This is a genomic window from Sphingomonas sp. (assembly GCF_965200135.1).
Taxonomy (GTDB): Bacteria; Pseudomonadota; Alphaproteobacteria; order Sphingomonadales; family Sphingomonadaceae; genus Sphingomonas.
In genome coordinates this window covers 53620-75471 of sequence record NZ_CBDATK010000001.1, presented here as the reverse complement: position 1 = coordinate 75471, position 21852 = coordinate 53620, and the positions used below count along the sequence as shown (strand labels likewise).

Below are 21852 nucleotides of genomic sequence, written 5' to 3'. Positions count from 1 at the left end.
GCGCGCGTTCCCCTAGAACATCGACTGCGGGATGATGATGACGTCGCCCGGCGCAAGCCGGACGTTGGCGGACGAATCGCCGCGCTTGAGCAGGCGCGCGACGTCGATGCGGTATTCGTGCTGCTGGCCGGTGTCGCGGTCGTAGCGGACCAGCTTCGCCTTGTTCCCCGCCGCATACTGGCTCAGCCCGCCGACCGCGATCATCGCGTCGAGCAGCGTCATGTTGGCGCGGAACGGGATCGACGCGGGCTTTTCGGTCGCGCCGACGATGCGGACCTGCTGGCTGAAGGTGCCGGAGAAATTCTCCACCATCACCTGCACGATCGGGTCGCGGACATATTCGCCCAGCGCCTTTTTCATGTCGGCGGCGAGGACGGCGGGGGTCTTGCCGACCGCGGGCATGTCGGCGACCAGCGGCGTGGTGATGCGGCCATCGGGGCGGACCTGGACCTTTGCCGACAACTCGGGGTTACGCCAGACGAAGATGTTGAGCTGGTCGAGCGGGCCGATGACGTATTCCTCGCCCGGCTGCTCCGTGCCCGCGACATAGGAGGCGGGCGGCAGCTGTGCCGGCCGCGCGCCGCCGCCACAGGCGGCCAGCGCCTGCGCGGCCAGGCCGAGGGTCAGGACGGGACGGGCGAAACGCATGGCTGGCCTCCTGGCGAGCCCGTGCGGGAGCGCCGAAACAGACTTTGGCTATGCTGGGGAGAGGTGAAGATAGCGTTTAGGACGCAGCGCGCACGGGCGCAGCAAGGCTGCGTCCGAGACGTGCAAGGCCGGCCGGTGTGGCATCGCCACGACCGACGACGCGGCCCTTCGACTGCCTGCAAGGCAGGCGCTCAGGACATGCTTTGCCGCGGCGCTTGCCCGACTAAGGAGCCATTCTCTCCACCCCCGGCGGATGCCATCGGAACGCGGCGAGGCTGGCGGCACCGCGCCGCGGCAAAGCCGCGTCGTCGACCCTCGCTGATCGCGAGGCCGGCCGGGCTGGCGCGAGTGCGGGCTAGCGGGCGCTACTCCGTCTCTCTCGCTGCGCCCAGCATCTCCACCGCCGGCGGATGCCCCAAGAATGCGGCGGGGCTGGCGGTCGCGCCATAGGCGCCGGCGAGGAACACCGCGATCAGGTCGCCGACTGCGGCGCGGGGCAGGCCGACATGGTCGCCGATGCGGTCCAGCGGCGTGCAGAGCGGGCCGACGACGCTGACCGTCTCCGCCGGCGGCTCGCCGATCGCGTGGGCCAGCGCCAGCGGATAGTTGCGGCGCACCACGGTGCCGAGATTGCCGGTGGCGGCGAGCTGATGATGGAGGCCGCCGTCGCAGACCAGGAAAACCTCGCCCATCGACTCCTTCCGATCGACGACGCGGGTCAGGTAGACGCCGCATTCCGCCACCAGCCAGCGCCCGAGTTCGATCGCGAAGCGGGTGCCCGGCAGCGGCGCGGCGGCGAGCGCCTCGGTCAGCCCGGCACCGACCCGCTCGACATCCAGTGCGACGTCGCCTGCGAAATAGGGCACGCCGAAGCCGCCGCCGAGGTTGACCAGCGGCGGCGCGGTGCCTGTTTCGTCGGACAGCCGCGTCGCCAACGCCAGCGTCGCCGCCTGCGTGTCGACGATCGCCTGCGCGTCCAGCGCCTGGCTGCCGGCGTAGAAATGCCACCCGCGCCAGTCCGCGCCCCCATCGATGACGCGGCGGGCGAGCGCCCCGGCGCGATCGGCATCGACGCCGAACGGCGACGGCCGACCCCCCATCCGCATGCCGGAGCCGCGCAGTTCGACGTCCGGGTTGACGCGGATCGCGAGGCGGGGGCGGACCCCGAGCCGGTCGGCTTGCGCGAAGGCGCGGTCCGCTTCGCCCTCGGACTCGAGGTTGATCGTCGCGCCCGCCCCGATCGCGGCGGCGAGTTCGGTGTCGCGCTTGCCCGGTCCGGCGAAGCTGATCGCGACGGCCGGCTTGACGGCCAGGGCGCGCGCGAGTTCGCCGGCGGAGGCGACGTCGAGCCCGTCGACCAGCGGCGCGATCGCGGCGAGCAGCGGGGGGAAGGGATTGGCCTTGATCGCGTAGTGGAGATCGATGGCGGGGAACGCCGCGCGGAACCGCTCGATACGGGCGGCGATGATCGCGGAGTCGTAGACGAAGCAGGGCGTGGTGGTGGCGTAACGGTCGGCGGGGTGGCCGGCGATGTGGAGGGCGCCGGATTGCGCGGCGAAGTCGGGGGGGATGGGACCGGTCGGTTTCACTCAATCCTCCCCGCTGGCGGGGAGGTGGCAGCGCAAAGCGCTGACGGAGAGGGCTCTCCTCCAGTGATTCGCTTGCGGCTATCCCCCTCCACCATCGCTTCGCGACGGTCCCCCTCCCCGTGCCGGGGAGGATTTAACTCGATCCGCAACGTCGCGCGATCGAGCTTGCCGTTGGCATTCCTCGGCAGCCCGTCGCGCCATTCGTAGCGCGCCGGCTGCATGAAGCTCGGCAACTCGGTCCGGAGGCGCGCGCGCAACTCGGGCTCGCGCGCCGCGTCGCCGGCGACCACGACGACGATCGCCTGCCCCAGCCGCTCGTCCGGCACCCCCAGCGCCACCGCTTCCCGCACTTCGCCGCCCGCGAGCACCGCCTCCTCGACCTCGGTCGGGCTGATGCGGTTGCCGCTCGCCTTGATCATCTCGTCGTCGCGGCCGACGAAGCGGAGCAGGCCGTCCGCGCCCGCCACCACCGTGTCGCCGGACCAGACCGCAAGCGACCCGTCCGGTTCGGGGCGGAACCGAAGCGCGGTGCGCTCGGCGTCCTGCCAATAGCCCTGCGCCACCAGCGGCCCGGCATGGACCAGCTCGCCCGCCTCGCCGGGCGCCGCGACGCTGCCGTCCCGACGTCGCACCGAGACCTCCGCGAACGGGATAGGACCGCCGATCGCGTCGGGCTGCGCGTCGATCAACGCGGGGTGGAGGAAGGTCGAGCGGAACGCCTCGGTCAGTCCGTACATCGCGTAGACATCGGCCGCCGGGAACCTGGCGCGCAACCCCCGCACCAGCCGTGGCGTCAGCGCGCCGCCGGAATTGGTCAGCCGCGTCAGCCGCGCGGCGCCGGCATCGGGCCATTCCGCTTCGAGCAGCTGCGTCCACAGCGGCGGCACCCCGGCGAGCGTCGTCGCCTCGTAGCGCTCTACCGCCTTCACCACGTCGCGCGGCGTCAGATAGTCCAGCGGTGCGACGCTGCCGCCCGCGTACCAGGTCGAAAGCAGCTGGCTCTGGCCGTAATCGAACGACAGCGGCAGCACCGCGAGGACGCGGTCGGCGGGGGTGAGCTTCAGGTAATGCGCGACCGACACCGCGGCGAGCCACAGGTTGGCGTGGGAGAGCATCACTCCCTTGGGGCGGCCGGTCGAGCCGGAGGTGTAGAGGATCTGGGCGAGAGCTGCTTCGTCACCCCGGGCCTGCCCCGGGGTCCCGCTGCCTTGCCCCGCGTCGAAGAAGCGGGACCCCGGCTCAAGGCCGGGGTGACGCAGGTGTGCCTCGTCAACGACGGAGCACCCGTCCGGCACATCCCCCGCCTCCAGCGTCGCCGCGCGCGCGTCCTGCGTCACCAGCAATCGCGCGCCGCTGTCGGCGAGGATGTGCGCGACCTGGGCGCGGCGCAGCGCCGGGTTGACCGGCACGTAGACCAGCCCCGCGCGAGCCGCCGCGAGCGGCATCAGGCATGCCACCCGCGTCTTGGGCAGCCACGCCGCGACGCGGTCGCCGGGCGCCAGCCCCTGCCCCGCCAGCCGTGACGCCATCGCCGCCACCGCCGCCGTCGCCTCGGCGAAGGTCAGCGTGCCCACGCGGTCGATCAGCGCCACGTCGTCGGGCGCCCCGCGCAGGATGCCGTCGATCGGCTGCGGAAGAGGATCGAGCGGCACCATCGTGCGTGTCCTTAGCGCGCAAGCGTTGCCCATTTCACCCCCGCACCGTAAGGGCGCGCGACTTTCCCCGGCAGGATGCTCCGCTTGCAGTCCCAGGATGCTCTCAAGGTCGATGCCGCGGTGCGCGGCGTGCTGGGCACGGTGCTCGGCCTGTCGGCCGACCGCACCGCCGCCTTTACCGACGCGACACCGCTGTTCGGCGCGCTGCCCGAGCTCGACTCGATGGCGGTCGCGGGCGTGCTGACCGAGCTGGAGGATCGCCTCGGCATCACGATCGAGGACGACGAGGTCGACGGCGAGATGCTGGAGACGTTCGGCGCGCTGCGGGCCTTCGCCGAGCGCAAGTCGCTGGTCTGAACCCTTCACGGGTCCGACGGCCACGGCCGCCGCCGGTCGTCAGGTCGAACGCCCTTCGACAAGTTCGGGGCGAACGGGGTAGGCTTCAGCCGTGACCGCCGCCCCCCGCCTCGACAGCTACGAATGGGCGGGCGGACGCGAGGCGATGCTGCGCTTCGGGCCGGACGACGGACCGATCGTGGTGATGGCGCTGCCGCTGTTCGAGGAAGCCAACCGGACGCGGGCGTTCGGGGTGAGCATCCTCCGCGTGCTGGCGACGCGGGGGATCGGCGGCGTGCTGCCGGACTTGCCGGGTCAGGGGGAGAGCGAGGTGGCGACGGCCGATGTACGGCTGGTCGATCTGACGGCGGCGTTCGCGGCGGTGCCGGGAACGCGGTCGGTGGCGATCCGGAGCGGTGCGTTGTTTGTCGACGCCCGGCCTTGCTGGGTGCTGTCGCCGCAAAGCGGGGCGGCTTTGGCGCGCGAGCTGGCGCGGATGAAGGGCGACTTCGCAGATGGCGATCGGGAGGAGGTCGCCGGCAACGTGATCGACCGCGAACTGCTCGCCGCCCTCTCCAATGCCACCCACCCCGGTGGAGGTCGGGGTGGGACAAGGACGGTGCGGCTCGCGTCCGATCCGGGCGTGGCGGACCGCCACATTCCTGGGCAGCCACTCTGGCGGCGCGCCGAGCCGGGCAACGATTTCGCGTTGGCCGAGGTACTTGCGGCCGACATCGCTGGGTGGATCGCAAGTTGCGAAGGCTGATCGCCTTTCCCTGCGAGGGCGAAACGCTGCTCGGCTCGCTAGACGCCGCCGCCGGTAGCACCGGCCTGCTGATCGTGTCCGGCGGGAACGAGCCGCGCTTGGGGGCGCATCGGGGGATGGCGTTGCTGGCGTCGCGGGTGGCGGCGGCGGGGTGGCCGGTGTTCCGCTTCGACCGGCGCGGCGTCGGCGACTCTTCGGGGGAGAATGGCGGCTGGTCCGCGAGCGCGCCCGACATCGCGGCGGCGGCGGCGGCGTTTCGGCGGGAGGCGCCGCACGTCTCCCGGCTGGTCGGGTTCGGCAATTGCGACGCGGCGACGGCGCTGGCGCTGTTCGGCGCAGCGGCGGGGGTCGACGCGCTGGTACTCGCCAACCCGTGGGTGGTGGAGCGCGACGACGGCCTGCCGCCGCCCGCCGCGATCCGCGCGCGCTATGCGGCGCGGCTGCGGAGCCCGCGTGCGTGGGTGCGCCTGCTGCGCGGCGGCGTCGATCTCGCGAAGCTCGGCCGTGGGTTGCGCGCGGTCGCTCGGCCCGCCGCCGACGCATCGCTCGCGCGACGCTTCACGGCGGCGCTGGTCGGGCGCGAGGCGTCGATCGTGCTGGCCCGCGGCGACGCGACGGCGATCGCCTATGCCGATGCGGTGAAGGGGCTTGGGGTCGCGGCGCGGGTGACCTGGATCGACACCGACTCGCACAGCTTCGCGCGGGCGGGCGACGCGGATGCCTTGTTCGGAGTCGTCACCGCAGTTTTGACGACCTCGTCATGCTGAACTCGTTTCAGCATCCATGCGATGACCTCGGACAAGCGGCCGAGCGCTTGAGGCACGAATACAACATGATGCTGAAACGAGTTCAGCATGACGGTGGCGGAAGCTACTCCGCCGCTTCGGCCATCTCGTGGAACTCCGCTGCCGCCAGAAACTTCTCCGCATCCAGCGCCGCCATGCAGCCGGTGCCCGCCGCCGTCACCGCCTGGCGATAGATCTTGTCCTGCACGTCGCCGCACGCGAACACGCCGGGTACGCTGGTCCGGGTCGACCCAGTCTCGACCGCGACATAGCCGTCCGCGTCGAGGTCCAGATGCCCCCGGAACAGCTCGGTCGCCGGGTGGTGACCGATCGCAACGAAACCGCCCTCCACATCCAGCCGCGAATGTGCGCCCGTGACCGTGTCCTCCAGGTCCAGCGCCACCAGCCCCGCGCTACCGCCGCCATCGACGAACTCGCGCACCTCCTTGTTCCAGAGCACGGTGATGCCCGGATGCGCGTGCAGTCGCTCCTGCAGGATGCGCTCGGCGCGCAGCGTATCGCGACGGTGGATCAGCGTCACGTCGGGCGAATGGTTGGTGAGGTACAGCGCCTCCTCCACCGCGGTGTTGCCGCCGCCGATCACCGCGACCTTCTTGCCGCGATAGAAGAAGCCGTCGCAGGTGGCGCACGCGCTGACGCCCTTGCCCTTCATCGCGTCCTCGCTCTCCAGCCCCAGCCACTTCGCCTGCGCGCCGGTCGCGATCACCAGCACCTCGCCCTCGTACACGTCGCCGCCGTCGCCGGTCAGCCGGAAGGGGCGGCGCGTCAGGTCGACGTCGACGATCGTGTCCCACATCATCGTCGTGCCGACATGCTCGGCCTGCTTCTGCATCTGCTCCATCAGCCACGGCCCTTGGATCACGTCGGCGAAGCCCGGATAGTTCTCGACGTCGGTGGTGGTGGTCAGCTGGCCGCCGGGCTGGATACCCTGCACGACGATCGGCTTCATCCCCGCGCGCGCACCATAGATCGCGGCGGACAGCCCGGCGGGGCCGGAGCCGAGGATGAGCATGCGGGTCTTGTGGGTGGCCATGGCGAGTCCTGTTGATGTGGGTTGCCATCTAGTCGCGCCGGGCGTTGATTTGAATGGCAGCGAAAACGCGAGGCCGGTGTTAATCCGGGTGTCGGAGGTTGCAGATGGGCGAGAAGGTCGAGATCAAGCCGTACACCGGCGCGGCGGGCGGCTGGGGCTCCGTCAAGGGCCTGGCCTCCATCGGTCGGCGGGAGCAGTCCGGGCCGGGTGTGATCGCCGAGCTGGCGCGACAGAACAAGGCGGGCGGCTTCCAGTGCGTCAGCTGCGCCTGGGGCAAGCCCGAACACCCGCACCCCTTCGAGTTTTGCGAGAACGGCGCCAAGGCGACCGCGTGGGAGCTGGCGCGGTTTCGCGTCACGCCCGACTTCTTCCGGCAGCACAGCCTGACCGAGCTGCAGAACTGGCGCGACCACGACCTGGAACAGGCGGGTCGGCTGACCCATCCGATGCGGTTCGATGCGGCGACCGACCGCTACATCGCCGTTTCCTGGGAGGAGGCGTTCGCCGACATCGGCGCGAAGCTGAAGACCTACGATCCGACCAAGGCGATCTTCTACACCTCCGGCCGCGCGGCGCTGGAGACGAGTTACATGTGGCAGCTGCTGGCGCGGATGTACGGCAGCCAGAACCTGCCCGATTCGTCGAACATGTGCCACGAGACAACGTCGGTCGGGCTGAAGGCGTGCATCGGCTCGCCGGTCGGCACGATCACGCTCGAAGACTACACCAAGTGCGACGCGATCTTCTATTTCGGACAGAATCCCGGCACCAACAGCCCGCGCTTCCTCCACGATCTGCGCGCCTGCGCCAAGCGGGGGGTCGAGATCGTCGTCTTCAATCCGTTGCGCGAGCGCGGGCTGGAGCGGTTCACCGATCCGCAGAACCCGGTCGAGATGGCGACCAACACCTCCACCAACATCGCCACGCAATATCATCAGGTGAAGGCGGGTGGCGACATCGCGGCGATGATGGGGATCGTCAAGCATGTCGTCCGGCTTGACGACGAGAGCGGCGGGCAGGTGATCGACCACGCCTTCATCGCCGAGCACACCAAGGGGTTCGATGCCGTCGCGGCCAAGGCGCGTGAAACGGGCTGGGACGAGATCGAGCGCGAGAGCGGGCTGACGCAGGGCGCGCTGGAGGCGGCGGGCGCGGTCTATGCCCGGTCGAAGGCGGCGATCTGCGTCTATGGCATGGGCCTGACGCAGCATGTCCATGGCATCGCCAACCTGCAGATGCTGGTCAATCTGATGCTGCTGCGCGGCAATGTCGGGCGGCCCGGCGCGGGCTTCGGGCCGGTGCGCGGGCATTCCAACGTGCAGGGACAGCGCACCGTCGGCATCTCCGAAAAGCCCGAACTGGTGCCGCTCGACCAGCTCGCGCGACAGTTCGATTTCGAGCCGCCGCGCGCGCTGGGCTGGGACACGGTCGCGACCTGCGAGGCGGTGGCGAGGCGCGAGGCGAAAGCGTTTCTGGGGCTCGGCGGCAATTTCGCGCGTGCGATCCCCGACACGGCGACGATGGAACCCGCGTGGCGCGACCTCGATCTGGTGGTCAACATCGCGACCAAGCTCAACCGTACGCATCTGTGGCCGGGGCGGACGACCTATCTCCTCCCCTGCCTCGGCCGGATCGAGCTCGATCAACAGGCTTCCGGTCCGCAGACGGTGACGATGGAGGATTCGTTCAGCCGCATCTACGGCTCGCTCGGCCGCGTCGCTCCGGCGGCCGAGACGCTGTTGAGCGAACCCGCGATCGTTGCCGGGATCGCCAAGGCGACGCTGGCTGCGAACCCGACGATCGACTGGAATGCGTGGGTCGGCGACTATGGGCTGGTCCGCGATGCGATCGAGGCGACCTGGCCCGACCTGTTCGCGCGGTTCAACGATCGGCTGGAGGTGCCGGGCGGCTTCTGGAAAGGCAACCCGGCGACGCATCGCGAGTGGAAGACCGCCAGCGGCCGGGCCGAGTTCAACGTGCCCGAGGTGATGAGCGCCGCCGGCTTCGACGATAGCGACGGCAAGTTCCGGCTGGTGACGCTGCGCTCGAACGATCAGTTCAACACCACGATCTACGGCTATGACGACCGTTTCCGTGGCATCAAGGGCACCCGCGAGGTGGCGATGATGAACCGGCAGGACATGGCCGCGCTGGGCGTCGCGGATGGCGACAGCGTCGACCTGGTCGGCGCGCATGGGGAAAACGGCTCGACGCGCGTCGCCGGGCTGCGCGTGGTCGCCTACAACATCCCGCGCGGCTGCATCGGCGGCTACTACCCCGAGTGCAACGCGCTGATCCCGATCGCGCACCACGCGATCGAAAGCCATGTCCCCGCCGCGAAGACGGTGCCGGTGCGGGTGGAGAAGACGGCATGATCTTGGGTGCGGTGTTGGTCGGGGGGCGCTCGTCGCGCTTCGGCTCGGACAAGGCGCGTGCGGAATGGCACGGCCGCGCGCTGGCCGACCATGCGGCGGCGGTGATCGGGCAACATGTCGATCAAGTGGTGGCGATCGGCGGCCCTTCGACAGGCTCAGGACACGCGCCGATCCACGACCTGCCTCGCCCGCATCTCGGCCCGCTCGGCGGTATCGCCGGGGCGCTCGACCATGCCGCGACGCACGGGTTCCGCAGCGTGCTGACGATCGGCTGCGACATGCCGCGCGTGCCGTCGGAGCTGCTCACCGCCCTGCTGCGGCGTGCGCCGGCCTATTGCAGCGACGCGCCGGTGCTGGGGCACTGGTCCGCCGCGCTCGGCGCGCAATTGCTCGCATGGGTCGAGGGCGAGGACCGGTCCGTCTTTGGCTGGGCCAGCGCGATCGGCGCGCTGCCGATCGCATCGCCGGTGCCGCTCGGCAACGTCAACACGCCCGCCGACTTGGCCGCGCTGGCGCACGACGGGGAAGACCTGTTGACGCTATGACGTCGTCGCGGGTCGCGCCCGCCACGACGCTGCGCCCGGAGGGCACGGCGCCCGGCGAGCGCATGCTGGCGGTCGAGGCGCCGGTCGCGGTCGAGGTCGACGGGCTCGGCTATGCGGTGATGATGATGACGCCCGCCGACCTGCCGGCGTTCGCGACCGGGTTCATGCTGACCGAGCGGCTGGCGGACGTCGCGGCGGATGTCGCCGACATCGACGTGTTCGAGGGCGCGGCGGGGTGGATCGTCCGCGTCACGCTCGCCGAGCGCTGCCGGGGCCGCATCCACGACCGCGTCCGCCACCGCACCAGCGACACGAGCTGCGGCCTGTGCGGCATCGCCGGGCTGGAGCAGCTGCGCCGGCCGATGCCCGGACGCCCGCCCGCCCCGCGCACGACGCGCGACGCGCTGTTCGCGGCGCTGGCGAGCCTGCGCGATCATCAGGCGCTCAATCGCGCGACCGGCGCGGTGCACGCGGCGGCGGCCTGCGACGCGGACGGCCGGATCGTGGCGGCGTGCGAGGACGTCGGCCGCCACAACGCGCTCGACAAGCTGATCGGCACGTTGGCGCTGGCCGGGACGCCCGCCGACTTCATCCTCGTCACCTCGCGGCTCAGTTTCGAGATGGTCGACAAGGCGCTGGTCGGGGGCGTGGCGATGCTGGTCGGGGTGTCGGCACCGACGACGCTGGCGGTCGAGCATGCGCGCGAGCACGGGCTGACGCTGGTGGCACTGGCGCGGTCGGATGCGATGCTGGTGATGGACGACCCGCATGGGTGCTACCCCCTTGCTGCGGCGGAGCGAGACAGCGCGCATCAGCGCTCGGGGTGAGGGCTGAGCCCGACGGTGTGCCCTCACCCTGACGCTTCCGGCGTCTGTCCCTCTCCCCTGTGGGGAGAGGGTAGCCTATGGTGGGATCATGCTTCGACTCGCCCTCGCCCTGCTCGTCACCCAGACCGCGCCCATGCCCGCGACCGCGCCGGTGCAGACGCCAATTGCGGTCCCGACCGCCACCCCCGTCCCCGCCACCGTCCGCGTCGCGCTCGTCACCTCGCTCGGCCGCATCGTCATCGAGCTGGAGAAGGAGCGCGCGCCGATCACGACCGCGAACTTCCTGCGCTATGTCGACCGGCGGCGGCTGGACGGGATCACCTTCTACCGGACGGTGAAGGTCCAGCCGGATTACGGCTTCATCCAGTTCGGGGTGCAGAACCGGCCCGGCCGGGCGCTGCCGCCGATCGCGCACGAGCCGACCACGCAGACGAACGTCCACCATACCGACGGGGCGATCTCGATCGCGCGCGGAGCGCCGGGGACGGCGGCGGGAGATTTCACGATCAGCGTCGGCGACCAGCGCTTCTCGCTCGACGCCGATCCCGCGCGCGCGGGCGACAAGCTCGGCTATGCGGCGTTCGGCCATGTCGTCGAGGGCATGGACGTGGTCCACCGCATCCTCGACACGCCGGTCGCGGCGGGCGGGTATTTCAAGGGCGAACAGATCGCGCAGCCGGTGACGATCACCAGCGTGCGGCGGGTGCCGGTGGCCCCGTAAACCTCCTGGCGCTCGCGCGGACGTGCCCTGCGGCATGCGTAACCTGCGTTGCCCACGACCAACGGCATTGAGGGAGCACGGGTGAAGGGAGGGCGTTGAACCGGTGTGGCCACCGCCTCTCTCCTCCCCGCGCCGCGTCTCTGGACGCCGAAGCGCCTGCTCGCGACGAAGTCCGCGCTCGGCTGGGACCATGGCCGCGCGATCGCCACCCGTGCCGCCGACCTGGGCGTGGAGGTCGTCGAGCTGCCCTCCGATCGCCTTGCGCTCGCCTTTCCCGACGATCCGCGTCAGGCTTACGCGCAAGCCAAGCAGACGCTCGCCCTCACCGTCGCACCGCCGTCAAAGCGCAAGCTCCAGCCGATCGCCCCGTCCGCCGACTGGCGCGTCGACCTTGCCGAGGGGTGTCCCGCGCATTGCAGCTATTGCTACCTCGCGGGCAGTCTCAAGGGGCCGCCGATCACGCGGGTCTATGCCAATCTGCCCGAGATCCTCGACGAGCTGCCGAGGCATCTCGGCCAGGGCCAGGTCACGTCGCGCTCACGCACCCGCGCCCATGAAGGCACGACCTATGAGGCGAGCTGCTACACCGACCCGCTCGCGCTGGAGCATCTCACCGGCGGGCTCGCGGCGCTGATCGGCTATATGGGCGCGTGGGGCGCGGACGCGCACCTGCGCTTCACCACCAAGTTCGCCGCCGTCGAACCGCTGCTCGCGCTGCCGCATTCGGGCCGGACGCGGATGCGCGCTTCGATCAACCCACCCGAGTTCGCGCGGTTCGAGGGTGGCACCAGCCCGGTGGCGCAGCGGCTCGACGCGCTGCAGCGGATGGCGCTGGCGGGTTACCCGGTCGGGCTGACCGTCGCGCCGATCATCGCCGCCGACGGCTGGCAGGACGTCTATGGCCGGCTGATCGCCGACGCCGCCACCGCGCTGAACGATGTACCGGGCCTCGACCTGACCGTCGAACTCATCACCCACCGCTTCACGCCCGGATCGAAGGCGGTGCTCGACAGCTGGTATCCCGGCTCGTCGCTGGAGATGGACCCCGGCGCGCGCGCGACCAAACGCACCAAATTCGGCAGCCTCAAACACGTCTACGACGCGGATACGATGCGCGAGTTGCGCGCCTTCTTCGAATCCCGCATCGCCGCGCGGTTGCCGTCGGCCCGGACCCTCTACTGGACCTGAACGCTCGCAACATCGGACGTCGGCCTAGACGCCCAAGCAGTAGCGACGGCGCCGCAGCTCCAGCGTTACGGGATCAGCACCGTACTGCCCACCGTCTCCCCCGCCTCCAGCGCCCGGTGCGCCGCCGCCGCGTCGGCCAGCGCGAAGCTCTGCCCGATCTCGGGCCGGATCGCGCCGTTCGCCAGCATCGCGAACACGCGGTCCGCCAGCGCCTGCCGCTCGGCCGCCGTGGTCGCATAGTCGAACAGCGTCGGGCGCGTCACGAACAGCGACCCCGCCCGCGCCAGCACGCCGAGCGCGACACCCTCGACCGGCCCGCTGGCGTTGCCGTAGCTGACGATCAGCCCGCGCCGCCGCGTCGCCGCCAGCGCCGCCGGCCAGGTCGCCTTGCCGACCCCGTCGAGCACGACCGCGACGCCCTCGCCACCGGTGATCTCGCGCACGCGCGCCGCGATGTCATCTCCGTTCAGCAGCACATGGTCGGCGCCGCCCGCACGGACGCGCTCGGCCTTGGCCTCGGTGCTCACGGTGCCGATCACCGTCGCCCCGACCGCCTTGAGCCAGCCGACGAGCAGATGGCCGACGCCGCCCGCCGCCGCCGTCACCAGCACCACGTCGCCGCGCCGCACCCGCGCGCATTCCTCGACCAGGAACGCCGCCGTCGCACCCTTCAGCAACAGCGCCGCCGCCGTCCGGTCGTCGACCGCGTCGGGCAGCGCGACGAGCTGATCCGCCGCCACGTTGCGCACTTCCGCATAGGCGCCGGGCGCGCCGCCGAAGGTCCCCGCCCGCATTCCCGGCGTCCAGCGCTCGACGCCGTCGCCGACCGCTTCGACCACGCCCGCCGCCTCCATCCCCAACCCGGTCGGCAGCGTGATCGGGTACAGCCCGCCACGGTGATAGGTGTCGATGAAGTTTACCCCAACCGCCCCTTGCCGCAGCCGCACCTCGCCCGGTGCCGGCGGCGGCAGCTCGACGTCGCGCCAGCTGATCGCCTCCGGCCCGCCGGTCGCCTCGATATAAGCCTGCCTCGTCATCGCCTCACCTCGTCAGGTTTCCCGTTGCAACGCGCTTTGCGCCGCCGCATGGACCGGTGCAAATAGCGAAACGGAGAGAGCCATGAACAGCCGCCTGCAGCAATTCATCGACGGCCAGTGGGTCGACAGCGACGGCGGGCATCGGCACGAGGTCATCAATCCCGCGACCGAACAGGCCGTGACCGAGGTCACGCTGGGCACCGCCGCCGACGTCGACAAGGCGGTCGCCGCCGCGCGTCGCGCGTTCGAGACATTCTCGCAGACCAGCGTCGAGGAGCGGGTCGCGCTGCTGGAGCGGATCATCGAAGGCTACAAGGCGCGCATCCCCGATCTCGCCAAGGCGGTGAGCGAGGAGATGGGCGCGCCGATCGGCTTCGCGCAGGCGGCGCAGGTGCCCGCCGGGCTGGGTTATTTCATGAACACACTCGCCGCGTTGAAGGAGTTCAAGTGGGACGAGCGCGTCGGCAAGGCGCGCGTGGTGCACGAGCCGCTGGGCGTCGTGGCGCTCATCACGCCGTGGAACTGGCCGCTCAACCAGATCTGCGCCAAGGTCGCCCCCGCGCTCGCCGCCGGCGACACGATGATCCTCAAGCCCTCGGAAGAAGCGCCGTCGAACGCGATGATCCTGGCCGAGATCCTGCACGACGCGGGCGTACCGGCGGGCGTCTTCAACCTCGTCAACGGCGACGGGCCGGGCGTAGGCGCGGCGCTGTCGTCGCATCGCGACGTCGACATGGTCAGCTTCACCGGCTCGACCCGCGCCGGCATCGCCGTGGCGCAGGCCGCCGCCCCGACCGTCAAGCGCGTCCATCAGGAGCTGGGCGGCAAGGCGCCCAATCTGGTGCTGGAGGGCGCCGACCTGGCGCAGGTGCTGCCGCCCACCGTGCAGGGCGTGGTGGTCAACTCCGGCCAGAGCTGCATCGCGCCGACGCGGATGCTGGTCCATCGCAGCCAGCTGGACGAGGCGACCGCCGCGGTGCGCCAGATCATGGAGTCGGCCGCGGTCGGCGACCCCGCCGAGATGGGCGCGCACATCGGCCCGGTCGTCAACAAGGCGCAGTTCGACAAGATCCAGGAGCTGATCCAGTCCGCGATCGACGAGGGCGCGGAGCTGGTCACCGGTGGCACCGGTCGCCCGGACGGCCGCAACGCCGGCTATTACGTCAAGCCGACCGTGCTCGCGGGTGTCACGCCCGAGATGCGGATCTGGCGCGAGGAGACATTCGGCCCGGTCGCGACGATCACGCCTTATGACGACCGCGACGAGGCGGTGCGGCTGGCCAACGACACCGAATACGGCCTGTCCGCCGCCATCTCCGGCGACCCCGCCGAAGCCGCCAAGATCGCGCCGAAGCTGCGCGCGGGCATCGTCTCGATCAACGGCTGGGGCGGCGGCAACGGCACGCCGTTCGGCGGTTACAAGAAGTCGGGCAACGGTCGCGAGGGCGGAAAATACGGGCTGGCCGACTTCATGGAGGTGAAGACGATCGTCGGCGAACCGGCGTAGCGTTGCGCGCCTCCGTAGTCACCCGTATATACGGGTGACTACGGAGGCGACGATGGGCGATATAGACACCAGGAGTTTCAAGAGCGGCAACAGCGTGGCCGTTCGATTCCCCCGATCGCTCGGCCTCCCCGCCGACGTCCCGCTCAGGATCACCCGCGAGGGTGACAGCTTTCGGGTCACGCCGCAGATCGACCCAATGGCGGGCAAGCGCCAGTTGCGACGCATGATCGATGCGCTCAAGGCGTTGCCGCCGGGGGGCGAGTTCGGCGAGCGTCCGGCGATCGAGGTTCCGGCGCGAGAGCGCTGGTCGTGACGTGTCGAAGCTGATCGACACCAACATCGCCATCTTCCTCGCCGACGGCGTCGCGACGGTGATGGAACGGGTTGCGGCGTTCGACGACCTGCCGTCGATATCGCTGGTCACGCTTGCCGAGTTGGAAGGGGGCGTGTTCGTCCGTGCTGGAGAGACCGCACGCCGCCGCGAGCGGCTCGACCTGTTGATGACGGGGCTGAACGTGTTGCCGTTCGAGCGTGACGTCGTGGCGGCCTATGCCGACATCGTCTCCGTGCTGGGGTTTTCCCGACGACGCGTGCTCGATCGGTTGATCGCGGCGACCGCGCTCGTCCACGACCTGACGCTGGTGACCGCGAACGGCCCGGACTTCCGCGACATTCCCGACCTCAAGCTGGAGGTTTGGTCCCGACCGGGTCAATAATCCCGCGATACGCGCACGTTGGCGCTCTGCCGCCCCAGCGTGGAGATGCTCGACAGCAGCGACAGCCAGCGTGTCACCTGAAACTCCACCTGCGTCGCGGAATAGCCCTGACCGTCGGTGACGATCTCCGCATACAGCCGCCGCGTCACGTATTTGCCCGCCGCGATCGAGGTGCCCTGCCCCGTCTGCGGGTCGGCGGGCAACACGCGCAGCCGGTCCAGCCCCGCCGCACGGCGGACGGCGTTGATCGGGTTCAGCCCGTTGCCGCCGTTCTGCAACGCCGCCACCGCCGCCGCCAGTTGCAACGCCTCCGGCGCCGACAGGTTGGTGATCGAGGTGCCGAACAAGAGTCGCGACAACAGCTCGTCCTCGGGCAAGGCCGGGACGCTGGTAAAGGCGATCTCCGGTTTCAGCCCCGTCCCCGTCACGCGGATCGCGGCGCTCAGCCCGTTGCTGTCGGCATTGGCCTGGATGTCGAGCGCGGGGTTCGCCGGCACCTCGCCGCCGAAGCGGATGATCCCGCGCTCCAGCTGGAACTCGCGCCCCGCGAACTCGTAGTCGCCGCGCACCAGCGTCGCACGGCCGGTGATCGACGGGTTCTGCGGCTCGCCGCCGATCTGCAGGTCGGCGGACCATTCGCTCGATAGCCCGAGGCCGCTGACGATCAGCCCGCCCGGTGCGCGCGCGCGCAGCGCCAACCGCCACGGCGCGGTCGGCACGTCGTCTTCCTCGCCGCCGTCGGGCAGGTTGATCTCGCGGATCGACAGGCGCGGCACCGCGCTCGCCGCGGTCGCCTGGCCCAGGCGATAGCGGCTGCGGTCGAGCGATATGTCGCCGCCGATGATGCCGCCCACGCCGTTCGACGTGAAGGTCAGCGGCCCGGTGACGGTCGCGCCGATATCGTCGCGGTTTATCATGACCGCGTTCTTCGCCTGCACGCGCAGGTCGATGCCGATACCGACCCCGCCGGTGGGGGCGAAGTCGAACTGCCCCGCGCCGGTGACGCCGCCGCCGCGCCCGGCCTGCGCGGTGAACCGGTCGATCTGGAGCTTCGACCCGCCGAAGCGACCGGTCGCCTGCACGTCGGTCAGCACCGTGCCGGTCGTGGCGCTCTCGATCCGGGCGCCCGTCGCACGCACCGCGCCGCGGATCGACGGTCGTGCCAGCGTGCCACCGACGTCGGCCCCGATCGCGACCGGGCCGGAGAGGTCGAACAGCTCGACCCCGGTCAGTCGCCACAGCGTGTCCGCCGGTCCGGCATAGCGCAGCTGCGCCACCAGCGGCGCCTGCCGCACCCGCGCCACCAGATCGCCCCCCGCCAGCGGCGTCAGCAGCGCCTGTGCCCGCCCGATCGCCTTGCCGCCCGCCGCCACCACCGCGCGCAGCCCGAGCCGGTCGGGCGTCAGCACCCCCGCGATGCCCAGATCGACCGCCTGCGACGTCAGCACCAGCCCCGACCGCGACAGGCCACGGATCGTCATGTCCAGCCTGCCCGTCGGCGCCCCGCTGCCGGTCGCATAGGCGAGCGTTCCCGACGCGGTGCCGCCCAGCCCCAGCCCCGGATAGCCGATGTCGAGGATCGCCAGCGGCATCCGCGTCAGCCCCGCCTCGATCGCCACGCCTTCGTCGGTCCAGCGTCCGCCGACCCGTGCCTCGCCCCCCGAGAAGCTGAGCCGCGTCGGCTGCAACCGCCAGCCAGCTCCGTCACGAACCAGCACCGCCGGTTCCAGTAACCGCAGCGGCCTCCGGTCCAGCGTCCCCTGCGCGCCGATCGCATACCGGTCGGCCGCCACCTGCGTCACCGTCTGGATGTCGAACGCACGTCCGCGCGTGCCCGCGATCGATGCCCGCACCTCCCCCGTGTCGCCGGTCAGCCGCGCCGTGCCCGCGAACCGCGCGAGCCGCAGGCTGCCGCGCGACAGACCGGCGCCGGTCGCGGTCGCGGTGGTGCGGGTGCCGGCCGGATCGAGCAGCACCGTCAGGTCCAGGTGTCCGCGGCGCAGCGTCGCGACACCGCCGAGCAGCGCATCGGTCGCGTCCAGGTGCATCTCGACCTGCTGCACCGCGCCGGGTACGCTCAACAGCACCGGCCCCGACAGCCCGCCGCCCGCGACCTGCAACCGCCCGTCGAACCCGCCCGACACGATCCGCAGCCGCCCGCTCGCGCGCGTGCCGCTGATGTTCAGCGCCGCCACGTCGATCGCCGCCTCGCCGCCACGGGGCAACAGGATCGCGCCGGCGGCGGTGAACGGCCCCAGCCGCGACCCGCCGTCCGCACGGAACGCGAAGCCATCGGCGGTCGGGTCGAGATGCGCGCTCACGTCCTTCAGCCCCAGCGTCACGTTCGGCCGCGCGAACCGCAGGTCGATCGTCGGCCGGTCGATCCGTCCGTCGAGCACCAACGTGAACGCGCCATAGCTCGCCTGCGTCCCCGCGCCCTCGAACCGGAACGTCCCGTCGCGCCGGCGATAGCCGTTGCCCGCCAGCCGGATCGCGCGCGCGGTCAGGCGCAGGCCGTTGAAGTGCAGCACCCCATCGGTGGTCCGCTCCAGCCCCGTCTCGATCAGCGGCAAGCCCCCCGCGAGCGAGCGGAAAAACGCATTGTCCAGCCGCACTACCTGCGCCGTGCCGCGCCCGATCAGCCGCGTGCCGTGCCCGTCCGGCCCCGGCACCGCGTTCAGCGTCGAACGCACGTCGACCAGCCCGATGCCGGGGATCAGGTAGCGCGTCAGCCCGCCGTTGAGGATCACCTCGTAGCGCCCGGTGCGGAGATCGAGCGTCAGGCCGATGCGGGCCGTCAGCTTGTCGGACCGCAGTTGCAGGTCCGCGCCCGTGACCTGCGTCGCGGTGACCTTGAGCAGCCCGCCGACCGACAGATCGCGCAGGATGCCGCCCGCGACGTCGCCGACCCCCGTCACGCGCGCCGCGACGAAGCGCACGGGCAGCGTGACGGGCGCGGGCGACAGCCGCCCGGCGCCAATCGCATGGGCATCCTCGAACCCGGTCTGATCGAACGCGAACCGTTGCGCGTCGAGGCGGTATTCGAACCGCGCGGTCGCAAAGGGTCCGTCGAAACTGGCGTGCAGTTGCAGCGCCCGCGCCGTCATGTTGGGGAACAGCGCGGAGGGACGGAGCAGCTGGCCGGCGACGCGCAGGTTGCGGAACGCGCTGGTCGCCAGGTCGATCGCGCCGGTCGCCTGCACCGCGATCGCCGGCGACCGCACCGCCAGCCGCCCGGTCAGCCGGCGGGCGGCCAGCGTGCCGTCGCCCTCGACCGCCACGCGCGGCTCGGTCAGCCGCTGCAGCTTGCCGTGGAGCAATACCGAGGGCGCGAGCATGCCCGCCAGGCGGTAGCGCCCGCCATCGGCAGCGAGCCGCAGGTCGACGACGCGCGCCGCACCCGCCTGCCCCGTCGCCGTCCCGCGCCACCGCGTCCAGCTGCCGTCACCCGCCACGTCGAGCGCGACGGGAACGCCGATCCCCGCCAGCTTCGCCAGCACACCGTCGCCCGCCCCCCGCGCCGCCACGTCGATGTCGAACCGGTCGCGATCCGGCGCGGCGTCGAGCTTGACGCGCAGCCGGTCGGTCCCCGCCACCGCCGCCGCCAGGTCCACCAGCGCGCGGCCCGCGCGGACCTCGGCCCGCCCGCTCAGCCGCCCGATCCGCTCGCGTCCCAGCACCGGCGCCGCCAGCCGCAACCGCGCGACCTCCAGCCGGCCGATACCGATGTCGAAGCCGGGAAGGATCGGGCCCTGTTTGCCCGATTTGCGCGTGTACGGGGCGTGGAACAGCGTCGCCTGCGGGATCGTCAGCGAGCGGATCTCCAGCCGGTTCGACAGCCATCGGAACGGCGACCAGTCGAGCGCCACGTCGGGTGCCTGCACCAGCAGCCCGTCGAGATCGTAGACCCGCACGTCGCTGAGCCGCGCCTGGCCATAGATCGACCCGTCGATCCGCCCGACCGTAAAGCGCATCCCGTTGCCCGCATGGATGCCTGCGATCCGCGCCGTCAGAAACCGGTGCCCCGGCCCCGTGTCGATCCCGATCAGCACCGCGGCCGCCAGCGCCACCAGTGCGCCGATCAGCCCCGCCGCCCACCGCCAGGCCTTCCTCAAAACGCCTGTCCCAGCGACACGTACACCGCCAGCCGCGCGACGCCGGGCTGCGGGTTGATCGGCGTGCCGACGTCGACGCGGATCGGCCCGAAATTGGAATAATAGCGCAGACCGATGCCGGTGCCGTAGCGCAGCCCGCTGAAATCAGGCGTACCGCCGGTATAGATGTTGCCCGCGTCGAGGAACGGCACGATGCCGAACGGCCCGAACGCCTTGACCCGCGCCTCGATCGAGAACTCCGCCAGGCTGCGGCCGCCTACGGGATCGCCGTTGACGTCGCGTGGGCCGATGTCCTGATAGCCATAGCCGCGCACCGACGCGCCGCCGCCCGCATAGAAGCGCCGTGACGGTGCGACCTGATCGCGCGGCGCGCCCAAAATGGTGCCGATCCGCGTCCGCGCAGCGAGCACGACGCTCGCGATCGAACGGTAGGCACTCGCGTCCAGCTGGATTCGGGAATAGCCGAACGCCGCGCCCTGCAGGCTCAGCTCGGGACTGAACCGCCCGCCGAGCCGAAAGCCGCGCGTCGGATTGAGCAGGTCGTCCGACCCGTCATACGCCAGGCTGGTCGGCAACGCGCCGATCAGGAAGGTCCGCCGACGCGGCTGGCCGGTGGCGCGCACCACGTCGCGCTCGTCCGAGGCGAGCAGCTCGCCGCCCAGCGACCAGGTCCAGGTCTTCTGGAAGAAGATGTTGGTCTGCCGTTCCAGCGACCCCGTCAGCGAAAAGGTGCGCGCGTCATAGGCGTCGCGCTGCGTGTGCGTGGCGGCGATCTGACCGGTCAGGACGCGGTCGCGGCCGTGGAAATTGGCGCGACGGAATACGATCGCGCCCAGCTGCTCGCGCGTGCCCAGCACCGACCGCAGCGTCAGCGCGCCCTCCGGCGGGAACAGGTTGCGATGCGTCCAGCTCAGCTCCGCCCGCGCGCCTTCGCCGGTGCCATAGCCCAGCTCGCCCGCAACGGTATGCGGCGGCGCCGGCTCCAGCTTGACCGCGACGTCGACCGTACCCGCCTCGACGCCCGGCACCGGCGCGACGTCGACCGTCGAGACCAGCCCGGTCTGGATCAGCGTCCGGCGCAGGTCGACCAGGCTGTTCGAATCGAACGGATCGCCCGGCCGGAAGCGCGCGATCTCGGCGATATGGCCGGCGTCGAACACGCCGTTGTCCGGGTTCGCGGTGATCCGCCCGAACCGCCGCTCGCCGCCCGGTTGCACCGTCAACGCCAGCGTCGCGGTCTGCGTCGCGTGGTCGACCACGATCTCGGGCGCGCCGACGGTGGCGAAGGGGAAGCCCTCCCGCCCGATCGCGGTGCGAAGATTGTCCTCGCCGGCGGCGATCGCGTCGGCGTTGACCGCGCTGCCCGAGGCGACGCCGAACCGCTCGCGCAGCCCCGCCTGCTTCGCTCCGGTCAGGTCGAGCCCGTCCAGCGTCACGCCCGCGAACCGGTACAGCGCGCCCGGCGTCGCCTCCAGCACCACCAGCGGCCGCCCGCCGCCCGATCCGGGCACCTCCACCCGCGTCAGCACGCGCGCGTCGTAATAGCCCTCGCCGCGCAGCAGCGTGGTCAGCAGCTCCGCATCCTCGCGCGCCCGCCGGTCGAGCTGCGCGGCGTTGGCGGCGCTGCCGTCATTGGCGTTCAACGCCGACAGCTGGTCGAAGCGTTGCCGCAGCACCGCGCTGCCGATCCCGTCGAGCCCGTCCAGCCGCCATCCGTACCGCCGCTCCGCCGCCGCGTCGGTCCGCCCGTCGGCGGGGGTGGCGGGCTCCGCCGAAAGATCGGGCCAGGCGACGCCGATACCGGGCAGCTCGGCCAGCGGTGCCGCCGGATCGAGCGGTGCCGCCGGATCGAGCGGTGCCGCCGGCGTCGACGCGACCTGGCCCAGCGCGGGGGCGGCGACGACGACGAGCAGGGACGCAGCGGCCGCCAATGCGGACCGCCCCGAGCGGAACACCATGCGCCAAGGGCTTAGCCGCGACTGCGGCGG

General features: G+C 71.4%; 18 protein-coding genes. 11 read left to right on the top strand and 7 right to left on the bottom strand.

The window, feature by feature from the left end; all coding sequences use genetic code 11:
* Nucleotides 1-12: 12 nt before the first annotated feature.
* The 3 genes from ACOFKS_RS00405 to ACOFKS_RS00395 all read right to left on the bottom strand — a co-directional run bounded on the left by ACOFKS_RS00405 (nt 13) and on the right by ACOFKS_RS00395 (nt 3892).
* A complete protein-coding gene (locus ACOFKS_RS00405; RefSeq protein ID WP_419807273.1) occupies nt 13-648 on the bottom strand; it encodes an XrtA/PEP-CTERM system exopolysaccharide export protein in 636 nt (211 codons plus the stop codon).
* 365 nt (nt 649-1013) lie between these two features.
* Nucleotides 1014-2237, bottom strand: coding sequence for a pyridoxal-dependent decarboxylase, exosortase A system-associated (locus ACOFKS_RS00400; protein ID WP_419807272.1), 1224 nt, complete (start codon nt 2235-2237; stop codon nt 1014-1016).
* Nucleotides 2234-3892 (bottom strand): acyl-CoA ligase (AMP-forming), exosortase A system-associated, encoded by a 1659-nt coding sequence (locus ACOFKS_RS00395; protein WP_419807271.1) that lies wholly within the window; start codon nt 3890-3892, stop codon nt 2234-2236. Before ACOFKS_RS00395 ends, ACOFKS_RS00400 begins: the two co-directional genes overlap by 4 nt.
* 75 nt (nt 3893-3967) lie before the next feature.
* Here ACOFKS_RS00395 and ACOFKS_RS00390 point away from each other — a divergent pair, with 75 nt between their 5' ends.
* From ACOFKS_RS00390 to ACOFKS_RS00380, 3 genes are all read left to right on the top strand, one after another.
* Nucleotides 3968-4249 (top strand): acyl carrier protein, encoded by a 282-nt coding sequence (locus tag ACOFKS_RS00390; protein WP_419807270.1) that lies wholly within the window; start codon nt 3968-3970, stop codon nt 4247-4249.
* A gap of 91 nt (nt 4250-4340) precedes the next feature.
* The gene (locus tag ACOFKS_RS00385; RefSeq protein WP_419807269.1) at nt 4341-4994 is read left to right on the top strand and encodes a hypothetical protein; all 654 of its coding nucleotides are present in this window, start codon (nt 4341-4343) and stop codon (nt 4992-4994) included.
* On the top strand, nt 4982-5761 hold the full coding sequence (locus ACOFKS_RS00380) for a hydrolase 1, exosortase A system-associated (RefSeq protein ID WP_419807268.1): 780 nt from the start codon (nt 4982-4984) through the stop codon (nt 5759-5761). Before ACOFKS_RS00385 ends, ACOFKS_RS00380 begins: the two co-directional genes overlap by 13 nt.
* A gap of 103 nt (nt 5762-5864) precedes the next feature.
* On the opposite strand, the gene trxB is transcribed toward ACOFKS_RS00380, so the two are convergent.
* A complete protein-coding gene (gene trxB, locus ACOFKS_RS00375) occupies nt 5865-6833 on the bottom strand; it encodes a thioredoxin-disulfide reductase (RefSeq protein ID WP_419807267.1) in 969 nt (322 codons plus the stop codon).
* 104 nt (nt 6834-6937) lie between these two features.
* On the opposite strand from trxB, the gene ACOFKS_RS00370 reads away from it, so the two are divergent.
* The 5 genes from ACOFKS_RS00370 (at nt 6938) to ACOFKS_RS00350 (ending at nt 12489) form a co-directional block, all read left to right on the top strand.
* Nucleotides 6938-9208, top strand: a complete 2271-nt coding sequence (locus ACOFKS_RS00370) for an FdhF/YdeP family oxidoreductase (RefSeq protein ID WP_419807266.1) — start codon at nt 6938-6940, stop codon at nt 9206-9208.
* Complete coding sequence (locus ACOFKS_RS00365; RefSeq protein ID WP_419807265.1) at nt 9205-9753, top strand: molybdenum cofactor guanylyltransferase; 549 nt, start codon at nt 9205-9207, stop codon at nt 9751-9753. Before ACOFKS_RS00370 ends, ACOFKS_RS00365 begins: the two co-directional genes overlap by 4 nt.
* Nucleotides 9750-10580 (top strand): formate dehydrogenase accessory sulfurtransferase FdhD, encoded by an 831-nt coding sequence (fdhD, locus tag ACOFKS_RS00360; protein ID WP_419807264.1) that lies wholly within the window; start codon nt 9750-9752, stop codon nt 10578-10580. The genes ACOFKS_RS00365 and fdhD overlap by 4 nt, the downstream gene beginning before the upstream one ends.
* A gap of 88 nt (nt 10581-10668) precedes the next feature.
* Nucleotides 10669-11301 (top strand): peptidylprolyl isomerase, encoded by a 633-nt coding sequence (locus ACOFKS_RS00355; RefSeq protein WP_419807263.1) that lies wholly within the window; start codon nt 10669-10671, stop codon nt 11299-11301.
* A 105-nt stretch (nt 11302-11406) separates the two neighbouring features.
* On the top strand, nt 11407-12489 hold the full coding sequence (locus tag ACOFKS_RS00350) for a radical SAM protein (RefSeq protein ID WP_419807262.1): 1083 nt from the start codon (nt 11407-11409) through the stop codon (nt 12487-12489).
* Between the two features lie 65 nt (nt 12490-12554).
* On the opposite strand, the gene ACOFKS_RS00345 is transcribed toward ACOFKS_RS00350, so the two are convergent.
* A complete protein-coding gene (locus ACOFKS_RS00345; RefSeq protein ID WP_419807261.1) occupies nt 12555-13526 on the bottom strand; it encodes a quinone oxidoreductase family protein in 972 nt (323 codons plus the stop codon).
* Nucleotides 13527-13608: 82 nt separating this feature from the next.
* On the opposite strand from ACOFKS_RS00345, the gene ACOFKS_RS00340 reads away from it, so the two are divergent.
* Genes ACOFKS_RS00340 through ACOFKS_RS00330 form a run of 3 tightly spaced genes read left to right on the top strand, consistent with a single transcriptional unit; the run spans nt 13609 to nt 15749 of the window.
* Nucleotides 13609-15033 carry an aldehyde dehydrogenase family protein gene (locus ACOFKS_RS00340; RefSeq protein WP_419807260.1) on the top strand — a complete coding sequence of 475 codons (1425 nt, stop codon included), beginning with the start codon at nt 13609-13611 and terminating at the stop codon, nt 15031-15033.
* Nucleotides 15034-15085: 52 nt separating this feature from the next.
* On the top strand, nt 15086-15346 hold the full coding sequence (locus ACOFKS_RS00335; protein ID WP_419807259.1) for a hypothetical protein: 261 nt from the start codon (nt 15086-15088) through the stop codon (nt 15344-15346).
* A gap of 1 nt (nt 15347) precedes the next feature.
* A complete protein-coding gene (locus ACOFKS_RS00330) occupies nt 15348-15749 on the top strand; it encodes a PIN domain-containing protein (RefSeq protein WP_419807258.1) in 402 nt (133 codons plus the stop codon).
* Here ACOFKS_RS00330 and ACOFKS_RS00325 read toward each other — a convergent pair.
* On the bottom strand, nt 15743-19864 hold the full coding sequence (locus ACOFKS_RS00325) for a translocation/assembly module TamB domain-containing protein (protein WP_419807257.1): 4122 nt from the start codon (nt 19862-19864) through the stop codon (nt 15743-15745). The two genes, ACOFKS_RS00330 and ACOFKS_RS00325, sit on opposite strands and share 7 nt — an antisense overlap.
* A complete protein-coding gene (locus ACOFKS_RS00320) occupies nt 19861-21822 on the bottom strand; it encodes an autotransporter assembly complex protein TamA (protein ID WP_419807256.1) in 1962 nt (653 codons plus the stop codon). Before ACOFKS_RS00320 ends, ACOFKS_RS00325 begins: the two co-directional genes overlap by 4 nt.
* Nucleotides 21823-21852 lie beyond the last annotated feature (30 nt).